This is a genomic window from Streptomyces viridifaciens, assembly GCF_001888885.2.
Taxonomy (GTDB): Bacteria; Actinomycetota; Actinomycetes; order Streptomycetales; family Streptomycetaceae; genus Kitasatospora; species Kitasatospora aureofaciens.
In genome coordinates, this window is record NZ_CP090842.1 from 85,617 (window position 1) to 107,591 (window position 21,975).

Genomic DNA, 21,975 nt, shown 5'->3' on the forward strand with positions numbered 1-21,975 from the left:
GCCCCCGGACTCAGTGCTCCTTGAGGGCGTCAGCGCCCCGGTAGCCGGCCGGCACGCCCTCGGCGATGATCACGTCGGCGACCATGTGCCGGGTGCGCAGCGGCAGGATCTCCCGGTAGGCGGGCGAGTCGTACCAGGCGCGGGCCCGCTCGTAGTCGGGGAACTCGATCAGGATCAGACCGAGTGGTCCCCAACTTCCCTCCGGGTTCTCGAACGTGCCGCCGTGGACGACGAAGCGGCCGCCGAAGGGGTCGAGGGTGTCGTCGATGCGCTCCAGGTACTCGACGATGTCGGGGCACATCTCGGCGGAGTGGACCTGGGCGAGGGCGAAGGCGGACATGTGCTGCTCCGTGGTGTCGTGGGGGCGGTCCGGTTGACGTCTTCGACGGTACGGGGCGGCGGGGCCGGGCGAATCAGTCACGCATCAGTAGGGGTGACGTACGGACGGCCCTGATGGTTCGTGTAAAGTCCGCCCAGCTCGAGCGCTTGACCTAAATGAAGTGGAGGAGCGGCGTGCCGGACAGTGCCGGAGACGGGCCGCAGGACGGCAGAACGACGACGCGCAACCGGCGGGCCCTCGCCGTCGCGGCGTGGGCCTGCGCCCTCGGTGTGGCGGGGATCGGCGGGGCGCAGCTGCTGACCGGCTCACCGGGCACCGCCCCGGCGGCGCCGGACGCGGCGGCCACGTCGAGCCCCTCGGCGGCGGCGTCGCCGTCGGCCTCGGCGGCGGCTTCGGTTTCGGTTTCGGTTTCGGCTTCGGCTTCGGCTTCGGCGGTGGAGACGACGACCGCTCCCCCGGCGCCCCTCCCGGCCGAGACCCCCACGGCCGTTCCGGTGGACGACGGGACCGGGGCCGCGCCGGAGCCCTCCGCCACCAGGCACACGCAGGCCCCGGCCCGCCCCCGCGCCACGGCGGCCGCGACGGCGACTGCGACTGCGGCTGCGGCGAGGCAGCCCTCGGGCGACCAGGCGCCGGCCCCCGTCCGCACCGTCCCGCCCCGGCCGGCGCCGCCGACATTCGGGCCGGTGCGGACCAACGCGCCCTGCCCGCCCTTGCAGGCCATCACCTACGCCGGCTGCCGTCCGATCGGCCCGGTCATCACCCTCGGCCCGACCACCCCGCACGGCTGAGCCGGCCGGCCGGGTTCCCGCGGTTTCGCGCGGTGCGCCGTGCGGGGCGGGTCGTCGGGGTAGTGCGGATGATCTTCCGGTGAGTAGGGTGAACCACCGGATCGTGGGCGGTCGTTCGCACGCCGCCCGGGCGGATCCGCGCTTGACCGCTGACGCTTGCCATGCACGTGGACGTCTGTGCGGCGGGCTGGTGCACTGCGAAGCGTTGTCCCGTTTTCCGGCCGCGAGGGTGAGAGGCGGTGCGCGGCGCCGGGACGAGCGGCGCGTGTGCCGGCGGCGCCGCCGGGCACCAGAAAGTGAGTCGTAGACAGATGCAACCGACGTTCGTACTGGTTCACGGAGCTTTCGCGAACTCCTTCTCCTTCGCGCCGCTCCAGGCCGAACTGGGCCTGCTGGGCCACCGCTCCGTCGCGGTCGACCTCCCGGGGCACGGGTTCGCCGCGACGTACCCGGGCGCCTACCAGGCGCCGCAGGACCTCGCGGGGCTCGCCTGCGCGCCCGGGGCCATCAAGGGCGTCACGCTCGCCGACAACGCCGCGCACCTGATCGGGATACTGGAGCGGGCCAAGCGCAACGGTCCGGTCATCCTCGTCTCGCACAGCCGCGGCGGTGTGACGGCCACCGTCGCGGCCAACCGGCGGCCCGACCTGATCGACCGCATCGTCTACGTCTCCTCCTGGTGCCCCGTCGACCTCGACGTCAGCGCCTACTACGCCGAGCCCGAGATGGCCGCCGTCGACGCCCGGGGGCTGGCCTCGGCGATGGTCGGCAATCCCGCCGAACTCGGGCTGCTGCGCTGCAACTTCCGCACGGCCGACCCCGGCGTCCTGGCGTCCTTCAAGGCGGCCTTCCTCGCCGACGGGACGGACGAGGAGTTCATGGTCTTCCTCAACACCTTCCAGCCCGACGAGAACCTCGACGCCGGAACCCCCGACGACCGGGCGCAGGCCGACAGCTGGGGGCGGATCCCCAGGACGTACGTCCGGCTGAGCGAGGACACCAGCGTGCCGCCGGCCATGCAGGACCGGATGATCCGCGAGGGCGACGCGCTGACGCCGCAGAACCCCTACGACGTCCGCACGCTGACCAGCAGCCACCTGAAGTGGCTGGTGGACCCGGCGCCGGCGGCCCGGGTGCTGGCGGAGGTCGCCGCGCTCCTGCCGTCCGGGTCGTGACCGGCGCCGGCTGAGGAGAGCAGAAGGGCCGGCCCGCCGCCCCGGACACCGGGCGCGGCGGGGCCGCCGTCTCCCTCAGGCCCAGGGCAGCGACGAGCGGGTGCGCCAGTAGTCCTCGGCGGGTTCGGCCATCGCGGCCAGCGGGGCGAGGTCCTCGGGGCCGAGGACCACCTCGGCGGCGGCGAGGTTGGAGGTGAGCTGGTCGAGGGTGGCGGCGCCGGACAGGACGACGTCGGCCCAGGGCTGGGCGGCGGCTGCGGCCAGGGCGAGGGCGTCGGGGGCGGTGGCGGTGCGGGCGGCGAGGGTGCGCAGGGCGGCGGTGTCGGGGCCGGTGGCGTTGCGGCCGGCCAGGCGGCCGTTGGCCATGCCCTCCTTGACCACGACCAGCCAGCCGGCCCGTTGGGCCTCGGCGAGGGCGGGGGCGGCGGAGGTCTCCAGCAGGTTCCAGGTGGCCTGGACGGCGGTGAACAGCGGGCGGCCGTCCACGGTGACGGCCAGCGCCCGGCGGATGGCCTCGGCCTGGGCGGGGCCGCTGGTGGACAGGCCCACCCGCACGCCCTCGGCGGCGAGGCCGGCCAGGCGCCGGTGCAGGGCGGGGTCGGTGAGGGCGGGGCTGTCGGCGGTGACCGAGTGGACGAGGTAGACGTCCAGGTGGGGGCCGAGCAGGGCGCGGGTCTCGCGGATCTGGCGGTCGTACACCGCCGTCGAGTGCTCCTTGACCTCGTGCGCGGCGACGCCGCTGGTGCGCCAGTCGGCCGTGTAGGTGTAGCCCCACTTGCTGCCGACCGTCACCTCGGCCGCGGCCTCGGGGTGTTCGGCGAGCCACTGGGCGAGGAACTCCTCGGCGCGGCCGTAGGAGCGGGCGGTGTCGAGGTAGCGCACACCGGCGGCGTACGCGGCCTCGAGCAGGGCGTGGGTGCGTTCGCGCAGGGCCTCGACGGTGCGCTCGGCGGGCAGGTCGTCCGCGCGGCCGAGGGTGATGTAGCCGGGGCGGCCGACCGCCGCGGTGCCCAGTCCCAGGCGCGCGGCCCGCGGGCGCGCGGCGTGCGGACCCGCGGCCTGCGGGCGGGCGTCGGCGTCGGGCGTGGTGGCGGCGGGGTCGGTCGGCACGGCGGGGTCTCCTCGGGCGGGCGCGGGGGTGCTCACCTGGGACTTTAGCCGCCGCCCCGCCCCGGGCCGGTGGCCGGCCGGTCCAGGCGCAGCACGAAGTCGACGTAGTCCAGCGGCTTGCCCGGCCAGTGGCGGTCGCTGCTGGTGAGCAACTGGCTGCGCACGCCGTCGTGTTCGGTGAGCGGCCCGGGGGTGGTGCGCGGGTTGGGCTGCCGGCTGCGGCCGCACGGGCGGTGTTCCAGGGCGAGCGTCCGGCTGTCCTCAGGGGTCAACGGATGCGGGACGCACGGAGGAGCGGACGGACGGCGACCGGGCGGTGACCGGGCGGTTCCGGGGCGTACGCGGGCTCGGTGCGGCCGCCCGGGCCGTACGGGCGGCCCGGGCGGAGAGCGGGTGCGGCGGGAGGGCGCGGAGGCGGGCGGCGGTGGCGGTGCGGGACGCGGGGCGCCGCGCGACGGGGCAACAGCCGCCGCCAGGACGTGGTCTGATGAGACATCAGGTTGGTCGGCGGCGCCCGCGGGCTGCCCGTCCAGGATGTCAGTCGCCGTTACGCGGGTCAACTGGAGTTGATTGCGGGTATCTTCGGATCCATGCCAGCTGATGCCGTTCGGCTATCGTGACCTGGCCGGCCCTGCCCGTCCGTCGAGGTCGCGGCGCGGAGGGCCCGGGTGTGAGGAAGGTGGGGAATGGCGGAGTCGACGGGGGACGGCGTTGAGGTGGAACCCGAGGGCGCTCCACCGGAGCTGAACAGCCCCGGGGACGGCCCCGGGGGCGGGGACGGGGACGAGGGCCTTCCGGCGAGCGCGGAGGCGAGCGGGCTCGCGGCCCGGATCGAGGCGCTGTTCCACACCGTCCGCCGCCCCGACCGCGAGCAGTACACCAACGAGGAGGTGGCCCGGGCCTGCCGCGAGGCGACCGGGGAGTCCTTCTCCACCACCTACCTGTGGCAGCTGCGCACCGGGCGCCGGGACAACCCGACCAAGCGTCACCTGGAGGCGCTGGCCCACTTCTTCCAGGTCCCGCCCGCGTACTTCTTCGACGAGCGGCAGGGCGCCGAGATCGCCAAGGAGCTGGCACTGCTGGGCGCGCTGCGCGACGCGGGCGTGCGCAGCCTGGCGCTGCGGGCGGTGGGCCTGTCGCCGGAGGGGCTGGACACCGTCAGCGAACTGGTCGACGTGATCGCCCGCCGGGACGCGGCGCGCAAACGCCCCTCGTCCTGAGAGCGGGGGTCCGTCGGCCCCGGGCGCTGTCGACCGGGGCCCGGACGGGCTGGGCCCGGGGCCCGGGGCCCGGGGCCTGGGACGTGCGTAGGGGTGGAGCTGGAGGGGAGCTCGGCTTGTGGGGTGACTTATGGGGTGGCCGGGGCTACCGGTCCACGCTGCGGCGATGTCGCCGGATGGCCGAACAGCTGGAGCTGCCGCGCCCGTTCGACCCGGTGGCGCTGCTGGAGCAGCTCGCCGTGCGGCGCGGACGGCCGATCGAGCTGCTGCCGGTGGCGGCCCGTCCGCACGCCCCCTGCGGGCTGCTGGTCTCCACGCTGGAGGCGGACTACATCCTGTACGCCGCGGACACCGGCGCACTGCACCAGCGGCACATCCTGGTGCACGAGATCGCGCACCTGCTGCTCGACCACGCCGGGTCCGCGCCGCTGGCACCGGCCGCCGCGCTGCTGCCCAACCTCTCCCCCGCGCTGGTGCAGCGGGTGCTGGGGCGCACCAGCTACGACGAGCCGCAGGAGCGGGAGGCGGAGCTGCTGGCCTCGCTGATCCTGAACCGGGCGGACCGGGCGGACGCCGCCGGCGGTCCGGGGAAGGCCCCGGCCCACGGTTCGCTGGACGCGCTGGGCCTGCTGCTGAGCAGCGGCCGCGGCCCGCAGCCCGCCGACGGCGAACGGACGGACAGCGGGGAGCCCAAGGGCGGCGAACCGGAGGACGGCGAGCCGAAGGAGGGGCGGCCGTGAGCAACCTGGCCCTCTACCCCGTCGGCCTGTTCTTCGTGCTGAGCGCCGCCCACTTCGCGCGCAGCCGCATCGACTCCCGCGCCACCGCCCGCTACACCTGTTACGGCACCGCGCTGCTGGGCGCCGCCCTGCTGGTGCTCGCCCCGCCGACGATACGGGCGGTGCAGAGCACGGGGGTTGCGGTGCTCGCGGTGCTGGCGATCGTGCTCGGCGACGGGCTGCGCGACGGCGCGGCCGCGGCGATCCGGCTGCTCGCACCGGCACTGCGGGCGGCCGACGCCGCCGCGCACGCCGCACAGGCCGGCAACGCCGAGGCCGCCGGGAACGCCGCCCGCGCCGTGCACCGCCACGAGGTGCGGGGCGGCCTGGCCCTGCTGGGCACGGTGCTGGGGCTGCGGCTGGCGCTGATCACCGCGGCCGCGCCGGGCCTGTCGGGCGAGGACCTGACCGTCGGTCCCGAGCTGTCCGCGCGCCTGGCGCTGGCCGGGTACACCGCCGTGGGCATGCTCCACACCACCGTGTGCCTGGTCGCGCTGCTGCGCGAACTGGTCCGGCGCGCCCGGGCGGCCGGCCCCGGGCGCCTGGGCACCGGGCTGCGGCTGCTGACCGGCGGGCTGGTGGCCGGGCTGCTGTGGAACGCCTGGAGCATGGACGACGTGCTGCGCGCGGCCGCCACCGGCATCCAGGACGGCCCCGAGGACACGCTGTGCGCCGTCCTGGGCGGGCTGTGCGCGGCCCTGATCGCCGCGGGCCTGGGCAGTACGCTGTGGCCGGCCGCGGCCGGGGCGGTACGGGGCTGGGTGCACGCCCACCGCCGCTACCGGGCGCTCACCCCGCTCTGGCGCGACCTGCACACCGTGCTGCCGCAGATCGCCCTCGACCCGGCCCCCCGCCTGCCGCTGCCCCCGCGCGACCCGCAGTTCGCGCTCTACCGGCGGATCATCGAGATCCACGACGCGCGCCTGATCCTGCGCCAGCACTGCGACCCGCGCACCGCCCAGTGGCTCGACCAGGCCACCCGCCGCTTCCCGCCGCCCTGCGACCACGCCGCCGCCACCGCGGAGGCGGCGGCGCTGGCCGCCGCCCTGGAGCTGGCCGCTTCCGGCGCCGTACCGGAAGCCGCCGCACCGGAAGCCGTCCTGTCCGCCGTGCCCGGGACGACCGTCACGGACACCATGGACGGCGAGGCCGAGCACCTCGCCCACCTGGCCCGGGTCTACGCCACCTGCCCCGCCGTCGCCGAGGTCCGCACCCGCGCCCGCGCCGAACGGGCCCGCGCCGCAAGCGCCGCAGGGGCGCTGCGGTGAGCCGCCGTCGACGTCGACGACCCCCGCCTGGAGCCGTAGGGCCGCTGTCGGGCGAAGCCGGGGGCGAGCTCCGCCGGGGGCGAGCTCCGCCGGGCGACAGCGCGCGAACCCTGCCTGCCAGGTACTCACCCAGCCCTAGCCGTCCCGGCGTAGCGCCTGCGCCGTAGCGCCTCGGCCGCGGCTTCAGCGGTGGCGTTGTGCCGCAGCGTCTCAACCGGCCTGCGCGGTCAGCGCCTTGACCAGCGCGACGGCCTCCTTGAGGCTCAGGCCGGGGCGTGCGGTGCGCAGCTCGCGGACGGCCTTGATCTCGGCCGTACGGGGGTCGATGCCGGCCAGCGCCAGGACGTTGCGCGCCCAGTCCACCCCGGCCGCGCCGCCGGCGGGGACGAAGTCCTCCACGATCCGGATCGCGCGGCGCAGGCCCGCCAGTTCGTCCTGGTCGGCGGCGTCCAGGGCGGCCTGCAGGGCTGCCTGGAGGGCTTCGAGGTTGGCCGGCTTGGCGCGGTTGGACAGCGGGTTGAACACGGTGGTTCCTCTTTCTTCCGTTCAGGGTCGTGGTAGCGCATCCGCGGTCCGGCCCCCCGAGTCGCCGGTTCGCCGCCGGCCTGTCCGGCCTGCTCCGGCCCGTTCGGCCTGCTCCGGCTGCGGCGTCGTCGCGGGTCGAGCCCTCGCCTCCCCCCGTGCGCATGCCCGCCACGCTAGTACTTGCCCGGTGGGAAAGTAAATGCCAGGATCGCGGGGCACCGCACAACCGCGCCAGGGAACAACCGAGTTGGAGACCTGATGGCAGTTCACCACGTCGACCCCGCGGATGCCCTCGCCGCCCTGCGCACCGCGCGCCGGGCCCGGGCGGCGGCCCGTCCCCGTCCGCTGCCGGGCTGGTACCCGGCGACGGCCGCCGGGCTGTTCGCGCTGGGGTTCGTCCTGTTCGGTCTGTCGGTCCTGCTGCCGGAACGGCTCTGGCTGCCGGCCGCCGGACTGCAACTGGCCGCGGCTGCGGCCCTGATCGGCCACGTCGTGGTCAGCCACCGGGTCGAGCACCGGCCCGGGATCGTCCCGGCCCTGCCGCGCCCGGGCGCCTGGTTCCCGGCCGCGGCGGCCCACCTGCCGGCGCTGGCCGTGTCCGGGGTGCTGGCCCTGTCGTACGGCCCTGCCGGGTTCCTGCTCGCCCTCGGCCCCACCTGCGGCCTCGCCCACCTGCTGCTGCTGCGCCGCAAGCGGGCGCGGGCGGGCGCCGAGTGAACGCCGAACCGCCCGCCCCGGCGTTCGACGAGCTGATCCACCAGCCCACCCGGCTCACCGTGGTGGCCTTCCTCTCCGGCTGCGCCGAGGCGGAGTTCCGTACCGTACGGGAGAACTGCGGGGTCTCGGAGTCGGCGCTGAGCAAGGTGGTCAGCACCCTGGAGGCCGCCTCCTACGTCAAGGTCCGCCGCGGCTACGTCGGCAAACGCCCCCGCACCTGGCTGCGCCTCAGCCCCGAGGGCCGCCGCGCCCTGGCCGCCCACCTGGCCGAACTGCAACGCATCGCCGCCACCGCCACCGCCCTGGCCGCCACCTTGGACCACCACCCGCCCCAGCCCTGACCCGGGCCGCCTCCGCCCGCTGCGCGGGAAGTCGGCCGGGCCGACTTCCCGCGCGAGAGTCCGGACGATGCCCTCGCTGCTGCGGTCGGCCGAAGCAGCGACGCAGACCCACCCTTCGCTCCGCGCGGGGGGTCCACTGGACAGGGCGGGGCCGTGGACACCACCGCGGCCCCGCCCTGCGGCCTATCGGACTCACGGCTTCACCACGAGTGGCGCGGCTGCGCACTCGCACCACACCACCTTCCCCACACCGCCCGGGCGCGGGAAGTGGCCCCATTGCGTGGCGAGGGCTTCCACGAGGAGCAGCCCGCGCCCGCACCCGGCCGTGGGATCGGGCTGCTGCGGAAGCGGGGGCCGGTCGCTCGCGTCGTGGACCTCGATGCGCAGCCGGATGGCGTCGACGTCGAAGGACACCCGGATCAGCCGGCCCGGCATGCCCGAGTGCAGCACGGCGTTGCCCACCAGCTCCGTGGCGAGCAACTCGCCGACCTCCGAGTAGCGGTCGCCGCCCGGCACAGTGGCGAGCAGCTCGCGCAGCATCCGCCGCGCGAGCAACGGCGAGCGGCAGGATCGCGGGAACCAGCAGCTGCGGACGGCGGTCGGACCGACGGGCGCGTCAGTTTCAGGCATGGCGGAGCCACCTCCGGTGGGGATGCGGATCGGGCAAAGGGATACCCGGCGGTCGATCGCAGAGAGTGTTCACCTCATCGACCGTGAGTAGCATGCGCCCACCGGAAGATCATTCGCAAGATTTCCTGATGGAACATTTTCCGATCTTGATTTCCGAGTAATCTGGCATCAGTTCCGCTTCTTGATGGGGAGTTGATCACATGGGCCAACCGCGGCCCTCGGTCCGTCGTCGCCGCGTAGCAAGCTTGCTCATCCGCCACCGCGAGGCGGCGGACAAGACTCCGGATGAGGCCGCGGCGCGCATCGACTGCCATCGCTCCAAGATCAGTCGGATGGAGAATGCCTGGCTGCCGATCTCCAGCAGCGAGCTGCGAGACCTGCTCACGTTCTACGGCGTGGACGATCCGGCTTATGTGGAGGAAGTGGTCGCGCTCAACCGGCAGGGTTCTGAACGTGGTTGGGCACAGCGGTTCGATATCACGCCACCGTCGTACGTCGACTACATCGATTACGAAGAGAGCGCCAGCCACATCCGCTCGTTCCAGCCGATGATGGTGGCAGGGCTGTTGCAGACGGCGGACTACGCGCGAGCCGTCTACCGGGCATCGCCGTTCGACATCCCTCCGGAGCGGATCGACGAGCTCGTGGCAGTTCGCCTGCAACGGCAGAAGGTGCTGGATCACGCTGAGCCGCCGCGGCTCAGCGTGATCCTGGGAGAAGCCTCGCTTCGAGGGCACGTAGGCGGCGTGCACGTCCTGCGGAAACAGCTGGACCATCTACGGAAGTTGGCCGACCGCCCGAACATCGACCTCCAGGTGCTGCCCTTCACCGCGGGAGCCCATGCCGGAATCATGGGCTCGTTCGTGCTCTTCAGCTTCTCCACAGCCGCTTTCTCCGACGTGGCGTGTGTGGAGCACCAGGCAGGCATGCTCTACATGGAGAAGCCCGAGGAGACGTCTGCCTATACGCTCACGTTCGACTCGTTGCGTTCGAGTGCGTTGAGTGCCTCCGAGAGCCTCGACCTGCTCACTCGGGTCATACGAGAGCTGTAGCGGTATCGACCGGAGGTACTGAAGGTGTCCACTCCCGATCTCAGCGGTGCGAACTGGCGGAAGAGCTCGTTCAGTGGAGAGACCGGGGCCTGCGTCGAAGTGGCGGACGGGTTCCCGGGGTTGCTTCCCGTCCGCGATTCCAAGGACCCGCAGGGGCCGTGCCTCCTCTTCACCCCCGATGCCTGGACGGCCTTCATCACCGCTGTCCGCGCGGGGGAGTTCCGCGTACGGCACTGACCGGCAGCAGATCGGCGCCCCATCCCTCGGCAGCCGCCGACACCACACCTCACGCGCCGCCGTCCCGGAGCCCGCGCACGCAGGAAGTCGGGCCGGTCCGACGTCCTGCGCAGCGACGCGCTTCCTGTCGGGCGAGGGGCGGCGGAAAGGAATATGGTCCGTCTTCGCCCACCGTGTCGATCCGCGGCCGCGCCGTTCGACCTTGGGGTGGAGAGGGTCGGCAGGCGACCCCGTTCGAGGAGGTTGAGATGGCGAAGTACATGCTGATCATGCGGGGCACGGACGAGTCCGTGGCGAAGATGATGGAGACGCCGTTCGAGGAGATGCTGGAGACCGTGGGGCGCTTCAACGAGGAGCTGATCCGGGCGGGCGTGCTGGTGGCGGCCGAGGGGCTGGACGACCCGTCGCAGGGCGCGGTGGTCGACTTCGGCGGTGAGGCCCCGGTGGTCACCGACGGCCCGTACGGGGAGACCAAGGAGCTGTTCGGCGGCTTCTACATCCTCGACGTCGCCTCCAAGGAGGAGGCCGTCGAGTGGGCCAAGCGGATGCCCGCGTTCCCCGGTTCCAAGTGCGAGGTGCGCCGGGTGCCGGGCATCGAGGAGTTCCCGCAGGACAACGAGTGGATCGTCAAGGAGCGGGCCTGGCGCGAGCGCACCGGCCAGCTCTGATGCCCGCGGCAACCGACCTCCCGCCGGGCGGCGAGTCCGCCCGGCGGGCCGTCGAGGCCGTGTGGCGCATCGAGTCCGCACGGATCGTCGGCGCGCTCGCCCGCTACACCGGGGACTTCGCGCTCGCCGAGGACGTCGCGCAGGAGGCGCTGGCGCAGGCCCTGGTCAGCTGGGAGCGCGACGGCCCGCCGGCCAGCCCGGTGGGCTGGCTGCTGGCCACCGCCCGGCGCCGCGCCATCGACGCCTTCCGCCGCGCCTCGGCCCTCGACGAGCGCTACGCCGCACTCGCGGGCCCGCTCGCCGAGGGCGAGTTCAGCGCGGGCGCGGCGGGCGCACCCCAGCAGCCGGACGACCTGCCGTGGGACCCGGACCGCGTCGACGACGACGTCCTCGCCCTGATGTTCACCGCCTGCCACCCCGTGCTCTCCCCCGAGGCCCGGGTGGCGCTGACCCTGCGCGTGGTGGGCGGACTGTCCAGCGAGGAGATCGCCCGCGCGTTCCTGGTGCCGGTGCCCACCGTCCAGGCCCGGATCACCCGGGCGAAGAAGACCATCGCCGCCGCGCACGTCCCCTTCGAGCTGCCCCCGCAGCAGGAGCGGCGCACCCGGCTCGGCGCGGTCCTGAGCGTCCTGTACGTGATCTTCACGGAGGGCTCGACGGCGACCGCCGGCGAGGACCTGCTGCGCCCCGACCTCGCCCACGAGGCCCTACGGCTGGCCCGGATGCTCGCCGCCCTGCTGCCCTGCGAGCCGGAGGTGCACGGGCAGCTCGCCCTGTTCGAGCTCACCGCCGCCCGCTTCCCGGCCCGCACCGGGCCGGACGGGGAGGCGGTGCTCCTGGAGGACCAGGACCGGCGCCGCTGGGACCGCTCCGCGATCCGCCGCGGCCTGGCCGCGCTGGGCCGGGCCGCGAGCCTGGGCCGCGGTCTTGGCCCGTACGGGCTGCAGGCCTCGATCGCCGCCTGCCACGCGGCGGCGCCCTCGGTGGCGCGGACCGACTGGGAGCGCATCGTGCTGCTCTACGAGGCGCTCGGCCGGGTCGCGCCGTCCCCGGTGGTCGAGCTCAACCGGGCGGTGGCCGTCGCGATGGCCGAGGGGCCGCGCCAGGCGCTCGCCCTGGTCGACGACCTGGCCGTCTCCGGCCGGCTGTCCGGCTCGCACCTGCTGCCGGGCGTGCGCGGCGAACTCCTGGCCCGCCTCGGCCGCACCGCCGAGGCCCGGGCCGAACTGGAGCTCGCCGCCCGGCTGTGCCGCAACACCCGCGAGCGCGCCGTGCTGCTGCGCAAGGCGGCCGCACTCGACACCGGGGAGTGATCACCCGGTCACAGGACGGGAGTTGCGCCGGACGCGGACGGCCCCGCGCCGGGCCCGCCCGGCCCCGCAGCCGCAGGGCCGGGCCGCTCAGCCGCTCAGCTCTGGGGGCGGCGGCCGTGGTTGGCCCCGCGCCGGGCCCGGGCCTTCTTCTTGCGGCGGCGCTTGGACGACATGGCGACTCCTCTCGCGGCTCTCACAGCCAGGCCCCCCGGTCTTCCACCGTTCCACACCCCGCCCGCCCCGGCCCGTCGAGGCACCGGCCCGCCCCCGGCCCCCTCGCCCCCCGGCCCCGGCCCCGGCCCCGGCCCCGGCCCCCGGCGCATGGGGACACTGGCACACTGGCACACTGGCCCGATGACGACGGACGAGGAGCTCCTGCGCCACCAGGCAGCCCTGCAGGCGGAAGCCGACGCGGTCCACGCCGACCTGGGCCTGGAAACAGCCGGCTCGGCGCCCTCGGCACGCCGGTGCGGGTGGGCGGTTCGGCGCTGGGGCTGATGGTGCGCCGGGACCTGGACGTCACCGTGGTGTGCCCGCGCCTGGACACCGCCGCCCACGAGCGGGTCGCCGCCCTGGGCGCCCGCCTGGCCGTGCACGAGCGGGTGCGGCAGGTGCGCTTGCGCAACGACACCGGCGCCTGGAACGAGGACCCCGACGCCTACCCGGACGGCCTCTACCTCGGCCCGTCCTACCGCTCCCCCGCCTCCCACTCCCCCTGCCCCCCGGAAGGCCGGGACTGGACGCTCGACCTGTGGTTCGTCGACGACCCCGCCCGCCAGCCCGACCTCGCCCACCTGCGCGAGCTGCCCCCACGGCTGACCCCGCAGGCCCGCACCGCGATCCTGCGCATCAAGCACGCCTGGGCCCACAACCCCGACTACGGCCGCACCGTGCGCGGTTGGGACGTCTACCGCGCCGTCCTGGACGGCGGGGTGCGCACCCCCGAGGAGTTCGAGCGCCACCGCCGCGGCACCTGACCCCCCTCACACCGCCGCGCCCGCCATCTCCCGCACCACGGCGCGCAGCAGCCGGTTGAAGGCGGCGGGCTGCTCCTCGTGCGGCATGTGGCCGGAGCCCTCGATGACGTGCGGGCTGCCGTGCGGGGTGTCCTGGGGGCCGTCGGGGGCCGCCGGGGTGCCCGCCGCCCCGGCGGGCGTCACTGGCCCACCCGGCCGTCCACGCACTCGCGCAGCAGGTCGGCGTGCCCGCAGTGGCGGGCGTACTCCTCGACGCGGTGCACCTGCAGCTCCCGCACCGCGATGCCCTGCCTGCCGAGCCGCTCCCCCAGATCCGTGTGGGCGGCCAACTCGGCGTCCAGTGCCGCCTGTTCGCGCTCCAGGTCGCGCCAGGCGGCCTCGACCACCGCGGGATCGGCCACCGCCTCGTCGAAGTCCGCGTCCCGCGCGCCGTACAGCTTCGCCAGCGGCTCGTCCTCGGTGATCCAGTTCCGCCAGTCCCGCTCCACCCGCGCGAGGTGGCGCACCAGCCCGAGCAGCGACATCGTCGACGGCGGCACCGAGCGCCGGGCCAGCTGCTCGGCGTCCAGGCCCTCGCACTTCATCCGCAGGGTCAGCCGGTAGTTGGCCAGATAGTCCTCGAGGGTGGCGAGTTCGCCGTCCGGGGAGGTGCCTTCGCTGTTGCGCGGATCGTCGGCCGGGTCGGCCCACATGTCGGGGTAAACGGTCGCCTGGGTCCATCGCTCAAGTCGCTCGGTCATACCGGCATGCTCACCCGCCACCGCCCCTTCCCGTCAAAGGGTTTACGGCGGGCGGCGGGCCGTGACCGGGCGCTCTCGCGGGGCACCGGCGGGAAGCGGCCCGGCATCCCGTCGATGCGTGCGCGCCTGAGCCACTGGTGGGAGCCCAGGAGCGGCCCGTGACCGACCTTCACCGGGGGCGGCCGACGGACGGCACCGCCCTCGCCCGCCGGGGCGGGGCCGAGGCCGAAGGGGCACCCGGTCGGGGCCGCCCGGTCAGGTCAGTTTCCCGCCGCGGCCCGCAGGAACCCCGTGAAGGCGGCGACGGCGGGGGCGATCCGCCGGCCGCGGCGGGTGGCGGTGCAGACGTGGCGCACGGGGGTGTCGTCCGGGTGGAGGGGGACCAGGGTGACGTCGGGGCGGGCGGCGCGGGCGGCGAGGGAGGGGATGAGGGTGGGGCCCAGTCCGGCGGCGACCAGGCCGAGTTTGGCGGTCCAGGCGCCGACGGCGTATTCGATGCGGGGCTGGAAGCCGCTGCGGACGCAGGCCGCGAGGAGGGTGGACTCGGGGTGGCGGCTGGCGGCGATCCAGGGTTCGTCGGCGAGTTCGGCCAGCCGCAGGCGGCGCCGGGTGGCGAGGCGGTGCCCGGGGGGCAGGGCGACCAGGACCGGGTCGTCCAGCAGGGGCCGCACGTCGAACTGCTCGGTGTCGTAGGCGGCTTCGGCGTCGCGGGTGTAGGAGGCGACGACGGCGAGGTCGATCGCGCCGTCGGCGAGCCGCTCCAGCAGGTGGGCGGTGAGCCCTTCGGTGGGGGCGATCTCCACCCGCGGGTGGGCGGCACGGAAGGCGGCGAGGGCGCTGGGGACGAGTTCGGCGTTGGCGCTGTCGAAGGCGCCCACCCGGAGGCGCCCGGCGCCCAGTTCGGTGAGGGCGACGAGGTCGCGCCGGGTGGTGTCGAGGCGTTCCAGCAGGGCTTCGGCGTGCGGGAGCAGGGTGCGCCCGTGTTCGGTCAGCCGCACCCCGCGGGCCAGACGGTCGAACAGCTGGGCGCCCAACTCGGCTTCCAGGGTGGCGATCTGACGGGAGACCGCGGACTGGGTGAAACCGAGGCGCTCCCCGGCGGCGGTGAAGGAGCCCAGGTGGGCGACGGTGCGGAAGACGTCCAGCCAAGCCATGTCCATTGCGCATGGATACCATGCCGGACATTCGCTTGTCGCCTGGCTCGGGACTGCCTAGCGTTGCGGCCATGGAAAAGATCGCCTTTCTGGGCCTGGGCCGGATGGGGCAGCCGATGGCCCGTCGCCTGGCCGCCGCCGGCTACCCGCTGACCGTCTGGAACCGCTCCCCGGGCCGCGCCGACGGCCTCACCGAGGCCGCGAGCCCGGCCGAGGCCGTCGCCGGGGCCGACGTCGTCGTCACCATGCTGTCCGACCCGCAGGCCGCGGCCGAGGTCGCCGGGCGGTTCACGCCCGCGCTGGCCCCGGGCACGCTGTGGATCGACATGTCCTCGATCGGCCCGCGGGCCGTCGCCGGGCTGCGCGCCCAACTGCCGGACGGCGTCGCCCTGGTGGACGCCCCGGTGGTCGGCAGCGTCGGCCCTGCGACCACCGGCGACCTGGGCATCCTCGCGGGCGGCGAGGACGCCGACCTGGAGCGCGCCGAACCCGTCCTGGCCCAGCTCGGCCGGGTGCGGCGCTGCGGCGGCCCGGGCGCGGGGGCGGCGCTGAAGGTGGTGGTGATCGGCGGGATCGTGGCCTGCGTCACCGTGCTCTCCGAAGTCCTGGCGGTGGCCGGCGAGTTGGGCGTCCCGCGGGAGGTGGCGCTGGAGGTGCTGTCGGCCGGTCCGCTGGCGGGGGCCCTGGCCCGGGCGCGCAGCGCCGAGTCGGACTTCCCGGTGCGGCTGGCCGCCAAGGACCTCGCCCTGGCGGGCGGGGGCCCGGTGCTGTCGGCGGCCCGGCAGGTGCTGCTGGCGGACCCGTCGATCGCGGACCGGGACCTGTCGGCGGTGGTGGGGGCGCTGCGGGAGGAGTAGCCGGGTTTCCGGACACCTCAGGTCTGCGCGCGGGCGGCGGGCGGCGAGGCGGGTCTGCGCGCAGGGGGCGGGCGTCGAGGGTGGTCGGGGCCGAGCAGGGGGACGCGGTCGGGGACCAGGGCGTCCGGGAGCCGGGCGGCCCCGCCCCGCCCTGGCCGGGCGGATCACGCCGCCCGAGCGCGTGGGCGGGGCGATGGCGCCGCCGGGCAGCGGGCGCATCGCCGGGCAGGGCCCGGCGGTGACCGCCTGCGGGCCGCCGACCGGCGCCCACGGCCCGCCCCGGCTGCCGGGGAGTGCCCGCACCCGTCAACCACCGGTCCCGCGTTCACCCGATCAGGGTGGCCGGTGTGCAAGCGGGGGCAGGCGGCACGTAGCGTCGTAACAGGGTACGAAGCAAGGCCGGGGAGGGCGACAGGAGTGCAGGTCATGAGGGCTGAACGGGTCACCACGGCGCTGGCGCTGGCGCTGGCGGTACTGGTGGCGACGGCCTGCGGGGCACCCCCGTCCGGCAGCGGCAGCGACGACGCCGACCCGACGGGCGGGGCGGCCAGGGTCGGCAAGGCCGCGCAGGATCCCGACGGCCGCCCGCTGGCCCTGGTCTACCGGGGCCCGGCGGCCTGCGACGGCTGCCCCGAGGCCGCGCACGACATGCTGGAGACCGACGGCTTCACGGTGCGCTACATCGGGCCCGACGAACAGGCCCGCTTCGGCCCGGACGCGCTGTCCGGCGCGGCCCTGTACGTGCAGCCGGGCGGCACCAACGGGCAGGAGGTGAGCACCGCGTGGAGCCTGCTGCAGCGCGACCCGGGCTTCTCCCCGGAGCTGGTGCGCTCCTACGTGCGCGGCGGCGGGCACTACCTGGGCCTGTGCATGGGCGGCTACCTGGCGGGCAGCGAACCGGGCTACGGCCTCCTGCCGGGCGACTCCGGCCAGTACATCAGCTCCCGGAACGCCGCCGTCACCGACGAGCAGGACCACCTGCTCGACGTCCTGTGGCGCGGGCAGCCGCAGAAGATGTACTTCCAGGACGGCCCGTACTTCGACGTGGACGGCCCGGGGGCGGAGGTGCTGGCCCGCTACACCAACGGCCGGGCCGCCGCCGTGGTCGCCTCCTACGGCGCCGGGCGGATCGCGGTCAGCGGCCCGCACCCGGAGGCACCCTCGGAGTGGTACCGCGACTACAAGCTGCCCAACGAGTCGCAGACCGGCCTGGCGCTGGGCAAGGACCTGCTGAACACCCTGATGGCCACCGCACCCGCGGCCACCGCCGCACCGGCGCCCTGACCCCCGCCGCCCCCGGCGCCCTGCCCTTTCGTCCATGGACGGACGCCGGGAGCCCCCCGCCGTACGGCTGCGGGCCACCGACAGCGCCGCCGCGTACGACCTCGGCGCGGCCCACGACCCCGGCACGGCGCGGCCGCCGGCCCGGGCCCCGCGGCACGTCCTGCCGGCCTGGCTGATGGGGCGCGCCCCGGCGCCCGGGCCGGGGCTGCCCGCCCCGCCGTTCCTGTACCGAGCCGTACCGCCCCGCCCTGCCAGCCAGCCCGCACTAGTGCACCCGGCCCGGCCCGGCACGCCCCCCGCCTGCGCAGACCCTCCCCCGCTGCCCCCGAGCGCGTTCGACGCCGCCCCGGAACCACCCTGGTGCACTAGTGCAGGATCTCAAGTAACCGTAGAACAAGCCTTGTTGAGCCTCGCGCGTACGGCGTACGGTGGCGGGCGTGGAGAACACCGACATCCTCATCTGCGGCGCCGGCATCGCCGGCCCCGCCCTCGCCCACTGGCTGCGCCGCCACGGCTTTCGCCCCACCGTCGTCGAGCGGGCCCCCGGGCCGCGCCCCGGCGGGCAGGCCGTCGACCTGGCGCCGGACGCACCGTCATCGAGCGCATGGGCCTCATGGAGCGGGCCCGCGCGCTGTGCGTCGAGCAGCGCGGCGTCGCCCTGGTGGACCGCCGCGGCCGGCACACCGCCCGGATGCCCGTCGAGCTGTTCGGGGGCGAGGGCATCGTCTCCGAGATCGAGATCCTGCGCGGCGACCTCGCGGACCTGCTCCGGGAGGCGAGCGAGGGCGTGGAGTACCTGTACGACGACACCGTCACCGCGCTGACCGAGGACGCCGGCGGCGTCACCGTCCGCTTCGAGAACGCGCCGCAGCGCCGCTTCCACCTGGTCGTCGGCGCCGACGGGCTGCACTCGGCGGTACGGCGCCTGGCGTTCGGCCCCGAGCAGGACCACTACCGCCCGCTCGGCGGCTACCACTGCTGGTTCACCGTCCACGACCCGGCGCTCGCCCGCGCCCTGGACGGCTGGTTCCTGATGTACAACGCCCCCGGCGGGCTGGTCGCCGGCGTCCGGCCGGGCCGGCTGCCCGGCGAGGTCAAGGCCTGCCTGGGCTTGCGCTGCGAGCCGCCGGCCGGGGAGCTGCGCGACGCGCACGCCCAGCGGCGCCTGCTCGCCGCGCGTTTCGCCGGCGCCGGCTGGGAGGTGGAGCGCCTGCTCGCCGCCATGGCCACCGCGCAGGACTTCGCCTTCGACTCCTTCGGGCAGATCCACCTCGGGCGCTACAGCCGCGGCCGCACCGCGCTGCTCGGCGACGCCGGCTACAGCCCCAGCCCGCTCACCGGCCTCGGCACCAGCCTGGCCCTGGTCGGCGCCTATCTGCTGGCCGGTGAACTCGCCGCCGCGGCAGGCGACTTCACCACCGCCTACGCCCGCTACGAGGAGCTGATGCGCCCCTACGTGGCGCGCGCCCAGGAGCTGCCGCCCGGCGGCGTGCAGGGCTACGCCCCCGACAGCGCCCTGATGATCCGCCTGCGGGCGGCCTCCATGCGCTGGATGGGCCGCTGGCCGCTGCGCAGCCTCCTGGCCGCCCGGTTCGCCAAGGCCGGCGACATCACCCTGCCCGACTACCCCCTGCCCGCCCGCACCGCCTGAAGGCGTGTCCGTGCGCTGCGGCGCGGCCCCGGGCTTGCACCTCACGCGGCGTGAGGAGGAATGCTCGTGCCATGCCCTCCCGTGAAGAACAGACCCGGTCCGAGGAACGGACCTGGAAGGTCGGCCCGCTCGCCGAGGCCAGCGGCCTGACCGTACGCACCCTGCACCACTGGGACGAGATCGGCCTGCTGCGCCCCTCCCGGCGCACCTCCTGCGGCCACCGCGCCTACACCGAGCAGGACGTCGTGCGCCTCTACCAGGTCCTCGCGCTGCGCCGCCTGGGCCTGGGGCTGGAGACCATCGCGACCTGCCTGGACGCCGGCGTGGACCCGCGGCGGCTGGTGCGCGAGCACCTGGCCGCCACCGAGGCCTCCCTGGCCGCCCTGCACACCCTGCGCGAACGCCTCGCCCGCCTGCAGGACGAACTCGACGCCGAACGCACCCCCGGCACCGCCGAGCTGCTGCGCCTGGTCCAGGCCGTCGGCGCCACCGGTGCGGCGGCCGGCGAGGCCCTGCGCCGCCACCTCGACGAGGACCAGCTGCACGCCCTCGCCGACCACGCCGCCGCCCTGGGCCCGGGCGCCCACTACCTGCTGGAGGTCGAATGGCCCCAGCTCTACCGCCGCGCCGAGGCCCTGCGCACCGCCGGCACCGACCCCGCCGACCCGCGGGTGCGGCGCATCGCGGCGCGCCTGGACGAACTCTCCCGCCTCTTCAGCGGCGGCGACACCACCCTGTCCGCGGCCGTGCGCACCGCCTGGCGCGAGGACCCGGGCGCCCTGTCCGGCGACCCGGCGGCCCCGGCCGACGCCTGGGCCGCGCTGCGCGCCTTCCTGGACCGGGCCCGGCAGGTGTCGCGATGACCGCCCCGGTGATGCCCGACACCTGCGGCCGCGCGTCGCCCTGCTGAGCACCCTGCCGGTGCTGGCCGTGGCCGCCGTCGTGCTGCCCCCGCCGGCCGCGGCCGGCCTGCTCCCGTGGTCGCTGCTGCCCGCCGTGGCCCTGGCCCAGGGCCTCCGGGCGTGGCTGGTCTCGCGCCGCCTGGGCCGCGCCGGCGACGGCGGCGGGCCCGGGGCTACTTCCCGCGCGGCTGGTTGAAGCGCAGCATGTTGCCCGCCGGGTCGCGGAAGGCGCAGTCGCGCACGCCGTAGGGCTGGTCCATCGGCTCCTGGAGGACCTCGGCGCCGGCGGCGCGGATGCGCTCGAAGGTCGCGTCGCAGTCGTCGGTGCGGAAGATGACGCCGCGCAGCAGGCCCTTGGCCAGCAGTTCGGCGGCGGCCCGGCGGTCGTCCTCGCAGGCGTGCGGGTCGGCCAGCGGGGGTTCCAGGACGATCTCCACGCCGGGCTGTTCGGGCGAGCCGACGGTGACCCAGCGCATCCCCTCGAATCCGACGTCGTTGCGCACCTCGAAGCCGAGCACGTCGCGGTAGAAGGCGAGCGCCTTGTCGTGGTCGTCGACGGCGATGAAGCACTGTGCGAGTTCGATGCTCATGCCCGTCACGCTACGGGAACCGGCCTTGGGTGCGCCGCACGGGACGGGTGCGGATCTTGGCGACGCAGGCGGGGATCGGTTCGCCGTCGGCGTGGTCGCGGGCGCGGTAGGCGCTGGGGCTCTCGCCGACCAGTTCGGTGAAGCGGGTGCTGAAGGAGCCCAGCGAGGTGCAGCCGACGGCCATGCACACGTCGGTGACGCTCAGGTCGCCGCGCCGCAGCAGGGCCTTGGCCCGTTCGATCCGGCGGGTCATGAGGTAGCTGTAGGGGGTCTCGCCGTAGGCGGCGCGGAAGCTGCGGGAGAAGTGGCCGGGCGACATCAGGGCGGTGGCGGCCAGCGCGGGCACGTCCAGCGGCTGGTCGTACTCGCGGTCCATCCGGTCGCGGGCGCGGCGCAGCCGGACGAGGTCGTCGAGGGGGACTCGGGTGGGCACGCCCTTCACCTTAGCGAGTGTCCCTGGCGAACTCCCCCGCCCGGCGGCGGCCCGCTCGCGTGGGCCGCGCGGGGCCGACCATCCTGGAGGGTGGCCGCAGACGACGAACCGCTCTCCCCGCGCGCCCCCGGTAACGGGGCGGTGGCCGTCGGGGTGCTGGTGGCCACCGCGCTGGTGCTGCTCGCCCAGGCGGCCAGCGGGACCAGTTCCCGGCTGGTGCTGCTGCTGGTGTTCCTGCCCGCGCTGCTGGCGGGTCTGGGCACGGTGGCGCAGACGGTGGCCGTCTCGGTGTGGGTGAGCGCCGTGGTGGCGGTGTACTCGGCGCTGTACCCGCCCGCGGACCTGCCGGCCCGGCTGGGCACCCTGCTGGGCGTGGTGGCCGCCGAGGCGGCCGTGATCGCCCTGTGCGCGCGGCGGGTGCGGCGCGAGCGCCAGCTGTTCCGGATGCGCCAGAGCGCGGTGGCGCTGCAGCGCCAGCTGCTGCGGCCGCTGCCGGTGCGCACGGCGGAGCTGGACCTGTTCGGGCTGTACCGGCCGGTGGAGGAGGACACCCTGATCGGCGGTGACCTGTACGACGTCGCCGAGACCCCGCACGGCACCCGGGTGCTGGTCGGTGACGTGCAGGGCAAGGGCCTGCGCGCGATCGGCACGGGCTTCGCGGTGCTGAGCGCCTTCCGGGAGGCGGCCTTTAGGGAGGCGGAGCTGACGGCGGTGGCCGACGCCCTGGAGGCGGCGGTCGAGCGCCACAACGCCTACGCCGTGCAGAGCGGGGAGCCGGAGCGCTTCGTCACCGCCACCGTGCTGTGCGTGCGGCGCGGCGGCGACGTACGGGCCGTCAACTGCGGGCACCTCGCGCCGTGCCTGCTGCACCCCGACGGGCGGGTCGAGGCCGTGGGGCTGCCGGCCGGGGTCCCGCTGGGCCTGGCGGCGCTGACCGGTGAGCCGCGGACCATGGAGCGCTTCGCGCTGCCCGAGGGCGGGGTGCTGGTGCTGCTGACCGACGGCATCACCGAGGCCCAGGACGCCTCCGGGGCGTTCTACCCGGCCGAGCAGGGCCTGGCGGAGCTGGCCGGCACCCCGGCCGCCGAGCTGCCGGGGGCGCTGGACGGGTGCGCCCGGCGCTGGAGCGGCGGGCGCAGCCGCGACGACGTCACGGTGCTGGTGCTGCGCCCGGCCCGCTGAGCGCCGCACCGCCCCGGGGGTGGGGGCCCGGCTGCGGCT

At 75.4% G+C, this 21,975-nt stretch carries 29 protein-coding genes and 1 pseudogene; 18 read left to right on the forward strand and 12 right to left on the reverse strand.

Features of this window, described 5'->3' with window-relative positions:
• Nucleotides 1-10: 10 nt before the first annotated feature.
• Both BOQ63_RS43160 and BOQ63_RS43165 read right to left on the reverse strand, forming a co-directional pair.
• Entirely contained in the window at nt 11-340 is a 330-nt protein-coding gene (locus BOQ63_RS43160; protein WP_030290559.1) for a DUF1330 domain-containing protein, read from the reverse strand.
• 151 nt (nt 341-491) lie between these two features.
• Nucleotides 492-1,064 (reverse strand): hypothetical protein, encoded by a 573-nt coding sequence (locus tag BOQ63_RS43165; protein WP_157881791.1) that lies wholly within the window; start codon nt 1,062-1,064, stop codon nt 492-494.
• 378 nt (nt 1,065-1,442) lie between these two features.
• Here BOQ63_RS43165 and BOQ63_RS43170 point away from each other — a divergent pair, with 378 nt between their 5' ends.
• A complete protein-coding gene (locus BOQ63_RS43170; protein ID WP_030557431.1) occupies nt 1,443-2,306 on the forward strand; it encodes an alpha/beta fold hydrolase in 864 nt (287 codons plus the stop codon).
• Between the two features lie 75 nt (nt 2,307-2,381).
• Here the strand turns inward: BOQ63_RS43170 and BOQ63_RS43175 are convergent, their stop codons facing one another.
• Together BOQ63_RS43175 and BOQ63_RS43180 are read right to left on the reverse strand one after the other, a co-directional pair.
• Nucleotides 2,382-3,326 carry an aldo/keto reductase gene (locus BOQ63_RS43175; RefSeq protein WP_072656490.1) on the reverse strand — a complete coding sequence of 315 codons (945 nt, stop codon included), beginning with the start codon at nt 3,324-3,326 and terminating at the stop codon, nt 2,382-2,384.
• A gap of 134 nt (nt 3,327-3,460) precedes the next feature.
• Nucleotides 3,461-3,688, reverse strand: a complete 228-nt coding sequence (locus BOQ63_RS43180) for a hypothetical protein (RefSeq protein WP_043481481.1) — start codon at nt 3,686-3,688, stop codon at nt 3,461-3,463.
• Between the two features lie 414 nt (nt 3,689-4,102).
• On the opposite strand from BOQ63_RS43180, the gene BOQ63_RS43185 reads away from it, so the two are divergent.
• The 3 genes from BOQ63_RS43185 to BOQ63_RS43195 all read left to right on the forward strand — a co-directional run bounded on the left by BOQ63_RS43185 (nt 4,103) and on the right by BOQ63_RS43195 (nt 6,683).
• Entirely contained in the window at nt 4,103-4,636 is a 534-nt protein-coding gene (locus BOQ63_RS43185) for an XRE family transcriptional regulator (protein ID WP_223885855.1), read from the forward strand.
• Nucleotides 4,637-4,812: 176 nt separating this feature from the next.
• Nucleotides 4,813-5,376 carry an ImmA/IrrE family metallo-endopeptidase gene (locus tag BOQ63_RS43190; RefSeq protein ID WP_223885856.1) on the forward strand — a complete coding sequence of 188 codons (564 nt, stop codon included), beginning with the start codon at nt 4,813-4,815 and terminating at the stop codon, nt 5,374-5,376.
• Entirely contained in the window at nt 5,373-6,683 is a 1,311-nt protein-coding gene (locus BOQ63_RS43195; RefSeq protein WP_150475718.1) for an MAB_1171c family putative transporter, read from the forward strand. Before BOQ63_RS43190 ends, BOQ63_RS43195 begins: the two co-directional genes overlap by 4 nt.
• 210 nt (nt 6,684-6,893) lie before the next feature.
• Here BOQ63_RS43195 and BOQ63_RS43200 read toward each other — a convergent pair whose 3' ends face one another.
• Nucleotides 6,894-7,208: a hypothetical protein gene (locus tag BOQ63_RS43200; protein ID WP_046385794.1), complete on the reverse strand. Its 315-nt coding sequence runs from the start codon at nt 7,206-7,208 to the stop codon at nt 6,894-6,896.
• A gap of 258 nt (nt 7,209-7,466) precedes the next feature.
• Between BOQ63_RS43200 and BOQ63_RS43205 the strand changes: the two genes are divergently transcribed.
• Both BOQ63_RS43205 and BOQ63_RS43210 read left to right on the forward strand, forming a co-directional pair.
• Complete coding sequence (locus BOQ63_RS43205; protein WP_030290551.1) at nt 7,467-7,925, forward strand: hypothetical protein; 459 nt, start codon at nt 7,467-7,469, stop codon at nt 7,923-7,925.
• On the forward strand, nt 7,922-8,266 hold the full coding sequence (locus tag BOQ63_RS43210; protein WP_030290550.1) for a winged helix-turn-helix domain-containing protein: 345 nt from the start codon (nt 7,922-7,924) through the stop codon (nt 8,264-8,266). Before BOQ63_RS43205 ends, BOQ63_RS43210 begins: the two co-directional genes overlap by 4 nt.
• A 192-nt stretch (nt 8,267-8,458) precedes the next feature.
• Here the strand turns inward: BOQ63_RS43210 and BOQ63_RS43215 are convergent, their stop codons facing one another.
• Entirely contained in the window at nt 8,459-8,896 is a 438-nt protein-coding gene (locus BOQ63_RS43215) for an ATP-binding protein (protein WP_072656138.1), read from the reverse strand.
• A gap of 245 nt (nt 8,897-9,141) precedes the next feature.
• Between BOQ63_RS43215 and BOQ63_RS43220 the strand changes: the two genes are divergently transcribed.
• The 4 genes from BOQ63_RS43220 (at nt 9,142) to BOQ63_RS43235 (ending at nt 12,166) form a co-directional block, all read left to right on the forward strand.
• Nucleotides 9,142-9,948, forward strand: coding sequence for a helix-turn-helix domain-containing protein (locus BOQ63_RS43220; protein WP_232543079.1), 807 nt, complete (start codon nt 9,142-9,144; stop codon nt 9,946-9,948).
• A 24-nt stretch (nt 9,949-9,972) separates the two neighbouring features.
• Nucleotides 9,973-10,185 (forward strand): DUF397 domain-containing protein, encoded by a 213-nt coding sequence (locus tag BOQ63_RS43225; RefSeq protein WP_072656137.1) that lies wholly within the window; start codon nt 9,973-9,975, stop codon nt 10,183-10,185.
• A gap of 248 nt (nt 10,186-10,433) precedes the next feature.
• Nucleotides 10,434-10,853 (forward strand): YciI family protein, encoded by a 420-nt coding sequence (locus BOQ63_RS43230; RefSeq protein WP_030290546.1) that lies wholly within the window; start codon nt 10,434-10,436, stop codon nt 10,851-10,853.
• Nucleotides 10,853-12,166, forward strand: coding sequence for an RNA polymerase sigma factor (locus BOQ63_RS43235; RefSeq protein ID WP_191093525.1), 1,314 nt, complete (start codon nt 10,853-10,855; stop codon nt 12,164-12,166). The genes BOQ63_RS43230 and BOQ63_RS43235 overlap by 1 nt, the downstream gene beginning before the upstream one ends.
• 95 nt (nt 12,167-12,261) lie before the next feature.
• Here BOQ63_RS43235 and BOQ63_RS43240 read toward each other — a convergent pair whose 3' ends face one another.
• Nucleotides 12,262-12,489 (reverse strand): hypothetical protein, encoded by a 228-nt coding sequence (locus BOQ63_RS43240; RefSeq protein ID WP_499504986.1) that lies wholly within the window; start codon nt 12,487-12,489, stop codon nt 12,262-12,264.
• A gap of 31 nt (nt 12,490-12,520) precedes the next feature.
• Here BOQ63_RS43240 and BOQ63_RS43245 point away from each other — a divergent pair, with 31 nt between their 5' ends.
• Nucleotides 12,521-12,664, forward strand: a complete 144-nt coding sequence (locus BOQ63_RS43245) for a hypothetical protein (RefSeq protein WP_223885857.1) — start codon at nt 12,521-12,523, stop codon at nt 12,662-12,664.
• Entirely contained in the window at nt 12,664-13,143 is a 480-nt protein-coding gene (locus tag BOQ63_RS43250) for a hypothetical protein (RefSeq protein WP_223885858.1), read from the forward strand. Before BOQ63_RS43245 ends, BOQ63_RS43250 begins: the two co-directional genes overlap by 1 nt.
• A gap of 6 nt (nt 13,144-13,149) precedes the next feature.
• On the opposite strand, the gene BOQ63_RS43255 is transcribed toward BOQ63_RS43250, so the two are convergent.
• The 3 genes from BOQ63_RS43255 to BOQ63_RS43265 form a co-directional block, all read right to left on the reverse strand.
• Nucleotides 13,150-13,326, reverse strand: coding sequence for a hypothetical protein (locus tag BOQ63_RS43255; RefSeq protein ID WP_167395862.1), 177 nt, complete (start codon nt 13,324-13,326; stop codon nt 13,150-13,152).
• Nucleotides 13,323-13,883 (reverse strand): DinB family protein, encoded by a 561-nt coding sequence (locus BOQ63_RS43260; protein WP_072656136.1) that lies wholly within the window; start codon nt 13,881-13,883, stop codon nt 13,323-13,325. Before BOQ63_RS43260 ends, BOQ63_RS43255 begins: the two co-directional genes overlap by 4 nt.
• A gap of 260 nt (nt 13,884-14,143) precedes the next feature.
• Nucleotides 14,144-15,043 (reverse strand): LysR family transcriptional regulator, encoded by a 900-nt coding sequence (locus BOQ63_RS43265; RefSeq protein ID WP_030291100.1) that lies wholly within the window; start codon nt 15,041-15,043, stop codon nt 14,144-14,146.
• A gap of 65 nt (nt 15,044-15,108) precedes the next feature.
• Between BOQ63_RS43265 and BOQ63_RS43270 the strand changes: the two genes are divergently transcribed.
• The 5 genes and pseudogenes from BOQ63_RS43270 (at nt 15,109) to BOQ63_RS43290 (ending at nt 19,692) form a co-directional block, all read left to right on the forward strand.
• Nucleotides 15,109-15,894 carry an NAD(P)-dependent oxidoreductase gene (locus tag BOQ63_RS43270; protein ID WP_030291098.1) on the forward strand — a complete coding sequence of 262 codons (786 nt, stop codon included), beginning with the start codon at nt 15,109-15,111 and terminating at the stop codon, nt 15,892-15,894.
• A gap of 426 nt (nt 15,895-16,320) precedes the next feature.
• Nucleotides 16,321-17,178, forward strand: a complete 858-nt coding sequence (locus tag BOQ63_RS43275) for a BPL-N domain-containing protein (RefSeq protein ID WP_050366257.1) — start codon at nt 16,321-16,323, stop codon at nt 17,176-17,178.
• 437 nt (nt 17,179-17,615) lie between these two features.
• Nucleotides 17,616-17,699 (forward strand): annotated as a pseudogene (locus BOQ63_RS43280) (hypothetical protein); the annotation flags it as partial.
• 83 nt (nt 17,700-17,782) lie between these two features.
• Complete coding sequence (locus BOQ63_RS43285) at nt 17,783-18,829, forward strand: FAD-dependent monooxygenase (protein ID WP_223885859.1); 1,047 nt, start codon at nt 17,783-17,785, stop codon at nt 18,827-18,829.
• A 71-nt stretch (nt 18,830-18,900) separates the two neighbouring features.
• Entirely contained in the window at nt 18,901-19,692 is a 792-nt protein-coding gene (locus BOQ63_RS43290) for a MerR family transcriptional regulator (RefSeq protein WP_046386319.1), read from the forward strand.
• Nucleotides 19,693-19,904: 212 nt separating this feature from the next.
• On the opposite strand, the gene BOQ63_RS43295 is transcribed toward BOQ63_RS43290, so the two are convergent.
• Together BOQ63_RS43295 and BOQ63_RS43300 are read right to left on the reverse strand one after the other, a co-directional pair.
• Nucleotides 19,905-20,321 (reverse strand): VOC family protein, encoded by a 417-nt coding sequence (locus BOQ63_RS43295; RefSeq protein WP_030291088.1) that lies wholly within the window; start codon nt 20,319-20,321, stop codon nt 19,905-19,907.
• A gap of 10 nt (nt 20,322-20,331) precedes the next feature.
• Complete coding sequence (locus BOQ63_RS43300; protein ID WP_051747357.1) at nt 20,332-20,697, reverse strand: helix-turn-helix transcriptional regulator; 366 nt, start codon at nt 20,695-20,697, stop codon at nt 20,332-20,334.
• A gap of 147 nt (nt 20,698-20,844) precedes the next feature.
• Between BOQ63_RS43300 and BOQ63_RS43305 the strand changes: the two genes are divergently transcribed.
• The gene (locus BOQ63_RS43305; protein WP_046386318.1) at nt 20,845-21,936 is read left to right on the forward strand and encodes a PP2C family protein-serine/threonine phosphatase; all 1,092 of its coding nucleotides are present in this window, start codon (nt 20,845-20,847) and stop codon (nt 21,934-21,936) included.
• Nucleotides 21,937-21,975: the final 39 nt, after the last annotated feature.

Excerpts from the sequence above, each read along its gene's own strand:
- BOQ63_RS43160 (WP_030290559.1), bottom strand. The coding sequence starts at position 340 with ATGTCCGCCTTCGCCCTCGCCCAGGTCCACTCCGCCGAGATGTGCCCC.
- BOQ63_RS43165 (WP_157881791.1), bottom strand. The coding sequence starts at position 1,064 with ATGGCCTGCAAGGGCGGGCAGGGCGCGTTGGTCCGCACCGGCCCGAAT.
- BOQ63_RS43170 (WP_030557431.1), top strand. The coding sequence starts at position 1,443 with ATGCAACCGACGTTCGTACTGGTTCACGGAGCTTTCGCGAACTCCTTC.
- BOQ63_RS43185 (WP_223885855.1), top strand. The coding sequence starts at position 4,103 with ATGGCGGAGTCGACGGGGGACGGCGTTGAGGTGGAACCCGAGGGCGCT.
- BOQ63_RS43190 (WP_223885856.1), top strand. The coding sequence starts at position 4,813 with ATGGCCGAACAGCTGGAGCTGCCGCGCCCGTTCGACCCGGTGGCGCTG.
- BOQ63_RS43205 (WP_030290551.1), top strand. The coding sequence starts at position 7,467 with ATGGCAGTTCACCACGTCGACCCCGCGGATGCCCTCGCCGCCCTGCGC.
- BOQ63_RS43215 (WP_072656138.1), bottom strand. The coding sequence starts at position 8,896 with ATGCCTGAAACTGACGCGCCCGTCGGTCCGACCGCCGTCCGCAGCTGC.
- BOQ63_RS43230 (WP_030290546.1), top strand. The coding sequence starts at position 10,434 with ATGGCGAAGTACATGCTGATCATGCGGGGCACGGACGAGTCCGTGGCG.
- BOQ63_RS43235 (WP_191093525.1), top strand. The coding sequence starts at position 10,853 with ATGCCCGCGGCAACCGACCTCCCGCCGGGCGGCGAGTCCGCCCGGCGG.
- BOQ63_RS43240 (WP_499504986.1), bottom strand. The coding sequence starts at position 12,489 with ATGCGCCGGGGGCCGGGGCCGGGGCCGGGGCCGGGGCCGGGGGGCGAG.
- BOQ63_RS43245 (WP_223885857.1), top strand. The coding sequence starts at position 12,521 with ATGACGACGGACGAGGAGCTCCTGCGCCACCAGGCAGCCCTGCAGGCG.
- BOQ63_RS43250 (WP_223885858.1), top strand. The coding sequence starts at position 12,664 with ATGGTGCGCCGGGACCTGGACGTCACCGTGGTGTGCCCGCGCCTGGAC.
- BOQ63_RS43260 (WP_072656136.1), bottom strand. The coding sequence starts at position 13,883 with ATGACCGAGCGACTTGAGCGATGGACCCAGGCGACCGTTTACCCCGAC.
- BOQ63_RS43265 (WP_030291100.1), bottom strand. The coding sequence starts at position 15,043 with ATGGACATGGCTTGGCTGGACGTCTTCCGCACCGTCGCCCACCTGGGC.
- BOQ63_RS43270 (WP_030291098.1), top strand. The coding sequence starts at position 15,109 with ATGGAAAAGATCGCCTTTCTGGGCCTGGGCCGGATGGGGCAGCCGATG.
- BOQ63_RS43275 (WP_050366257.1), top strand. The coding sequence starts at position 16,321 with ATGAGGGCTGAACGGGTCACCACGGCGCTGGCGCTGGCGCTGGCGGTA.
- BOQ63_RS43285 (WP_223885859.1), top strand. The coding sequence starts at position 17,783 with ATGGGCCTCATGGAGCGGGCCCGCGCGCTGTGCGTCGAGCAGCGCGGC.
- BOQ63_RS43290 (WP_046386319.1), top strand. The coding sequence starts at position 18,901 with ATGCCCTCCCGTGAAGAACAGACCCGGTCCGAGGAACGGACCTGGAAG.
- BOQ63_RS43295 (WP_030291088.1), bottom strand. The coding sequence starts at position 20,321 with ATGAGCATCGAACTCGCACAGTGCTTCATCGCCGTCGACGACCACGAC.
- BOQ63_RS43300 (WP_051747357.1), bottom strand. The coding sequence starts at position 20,697 with ATGGACCGCGAGTACGACCAGCCGCTGGACGTGCCCGCGCTGGCCGCC.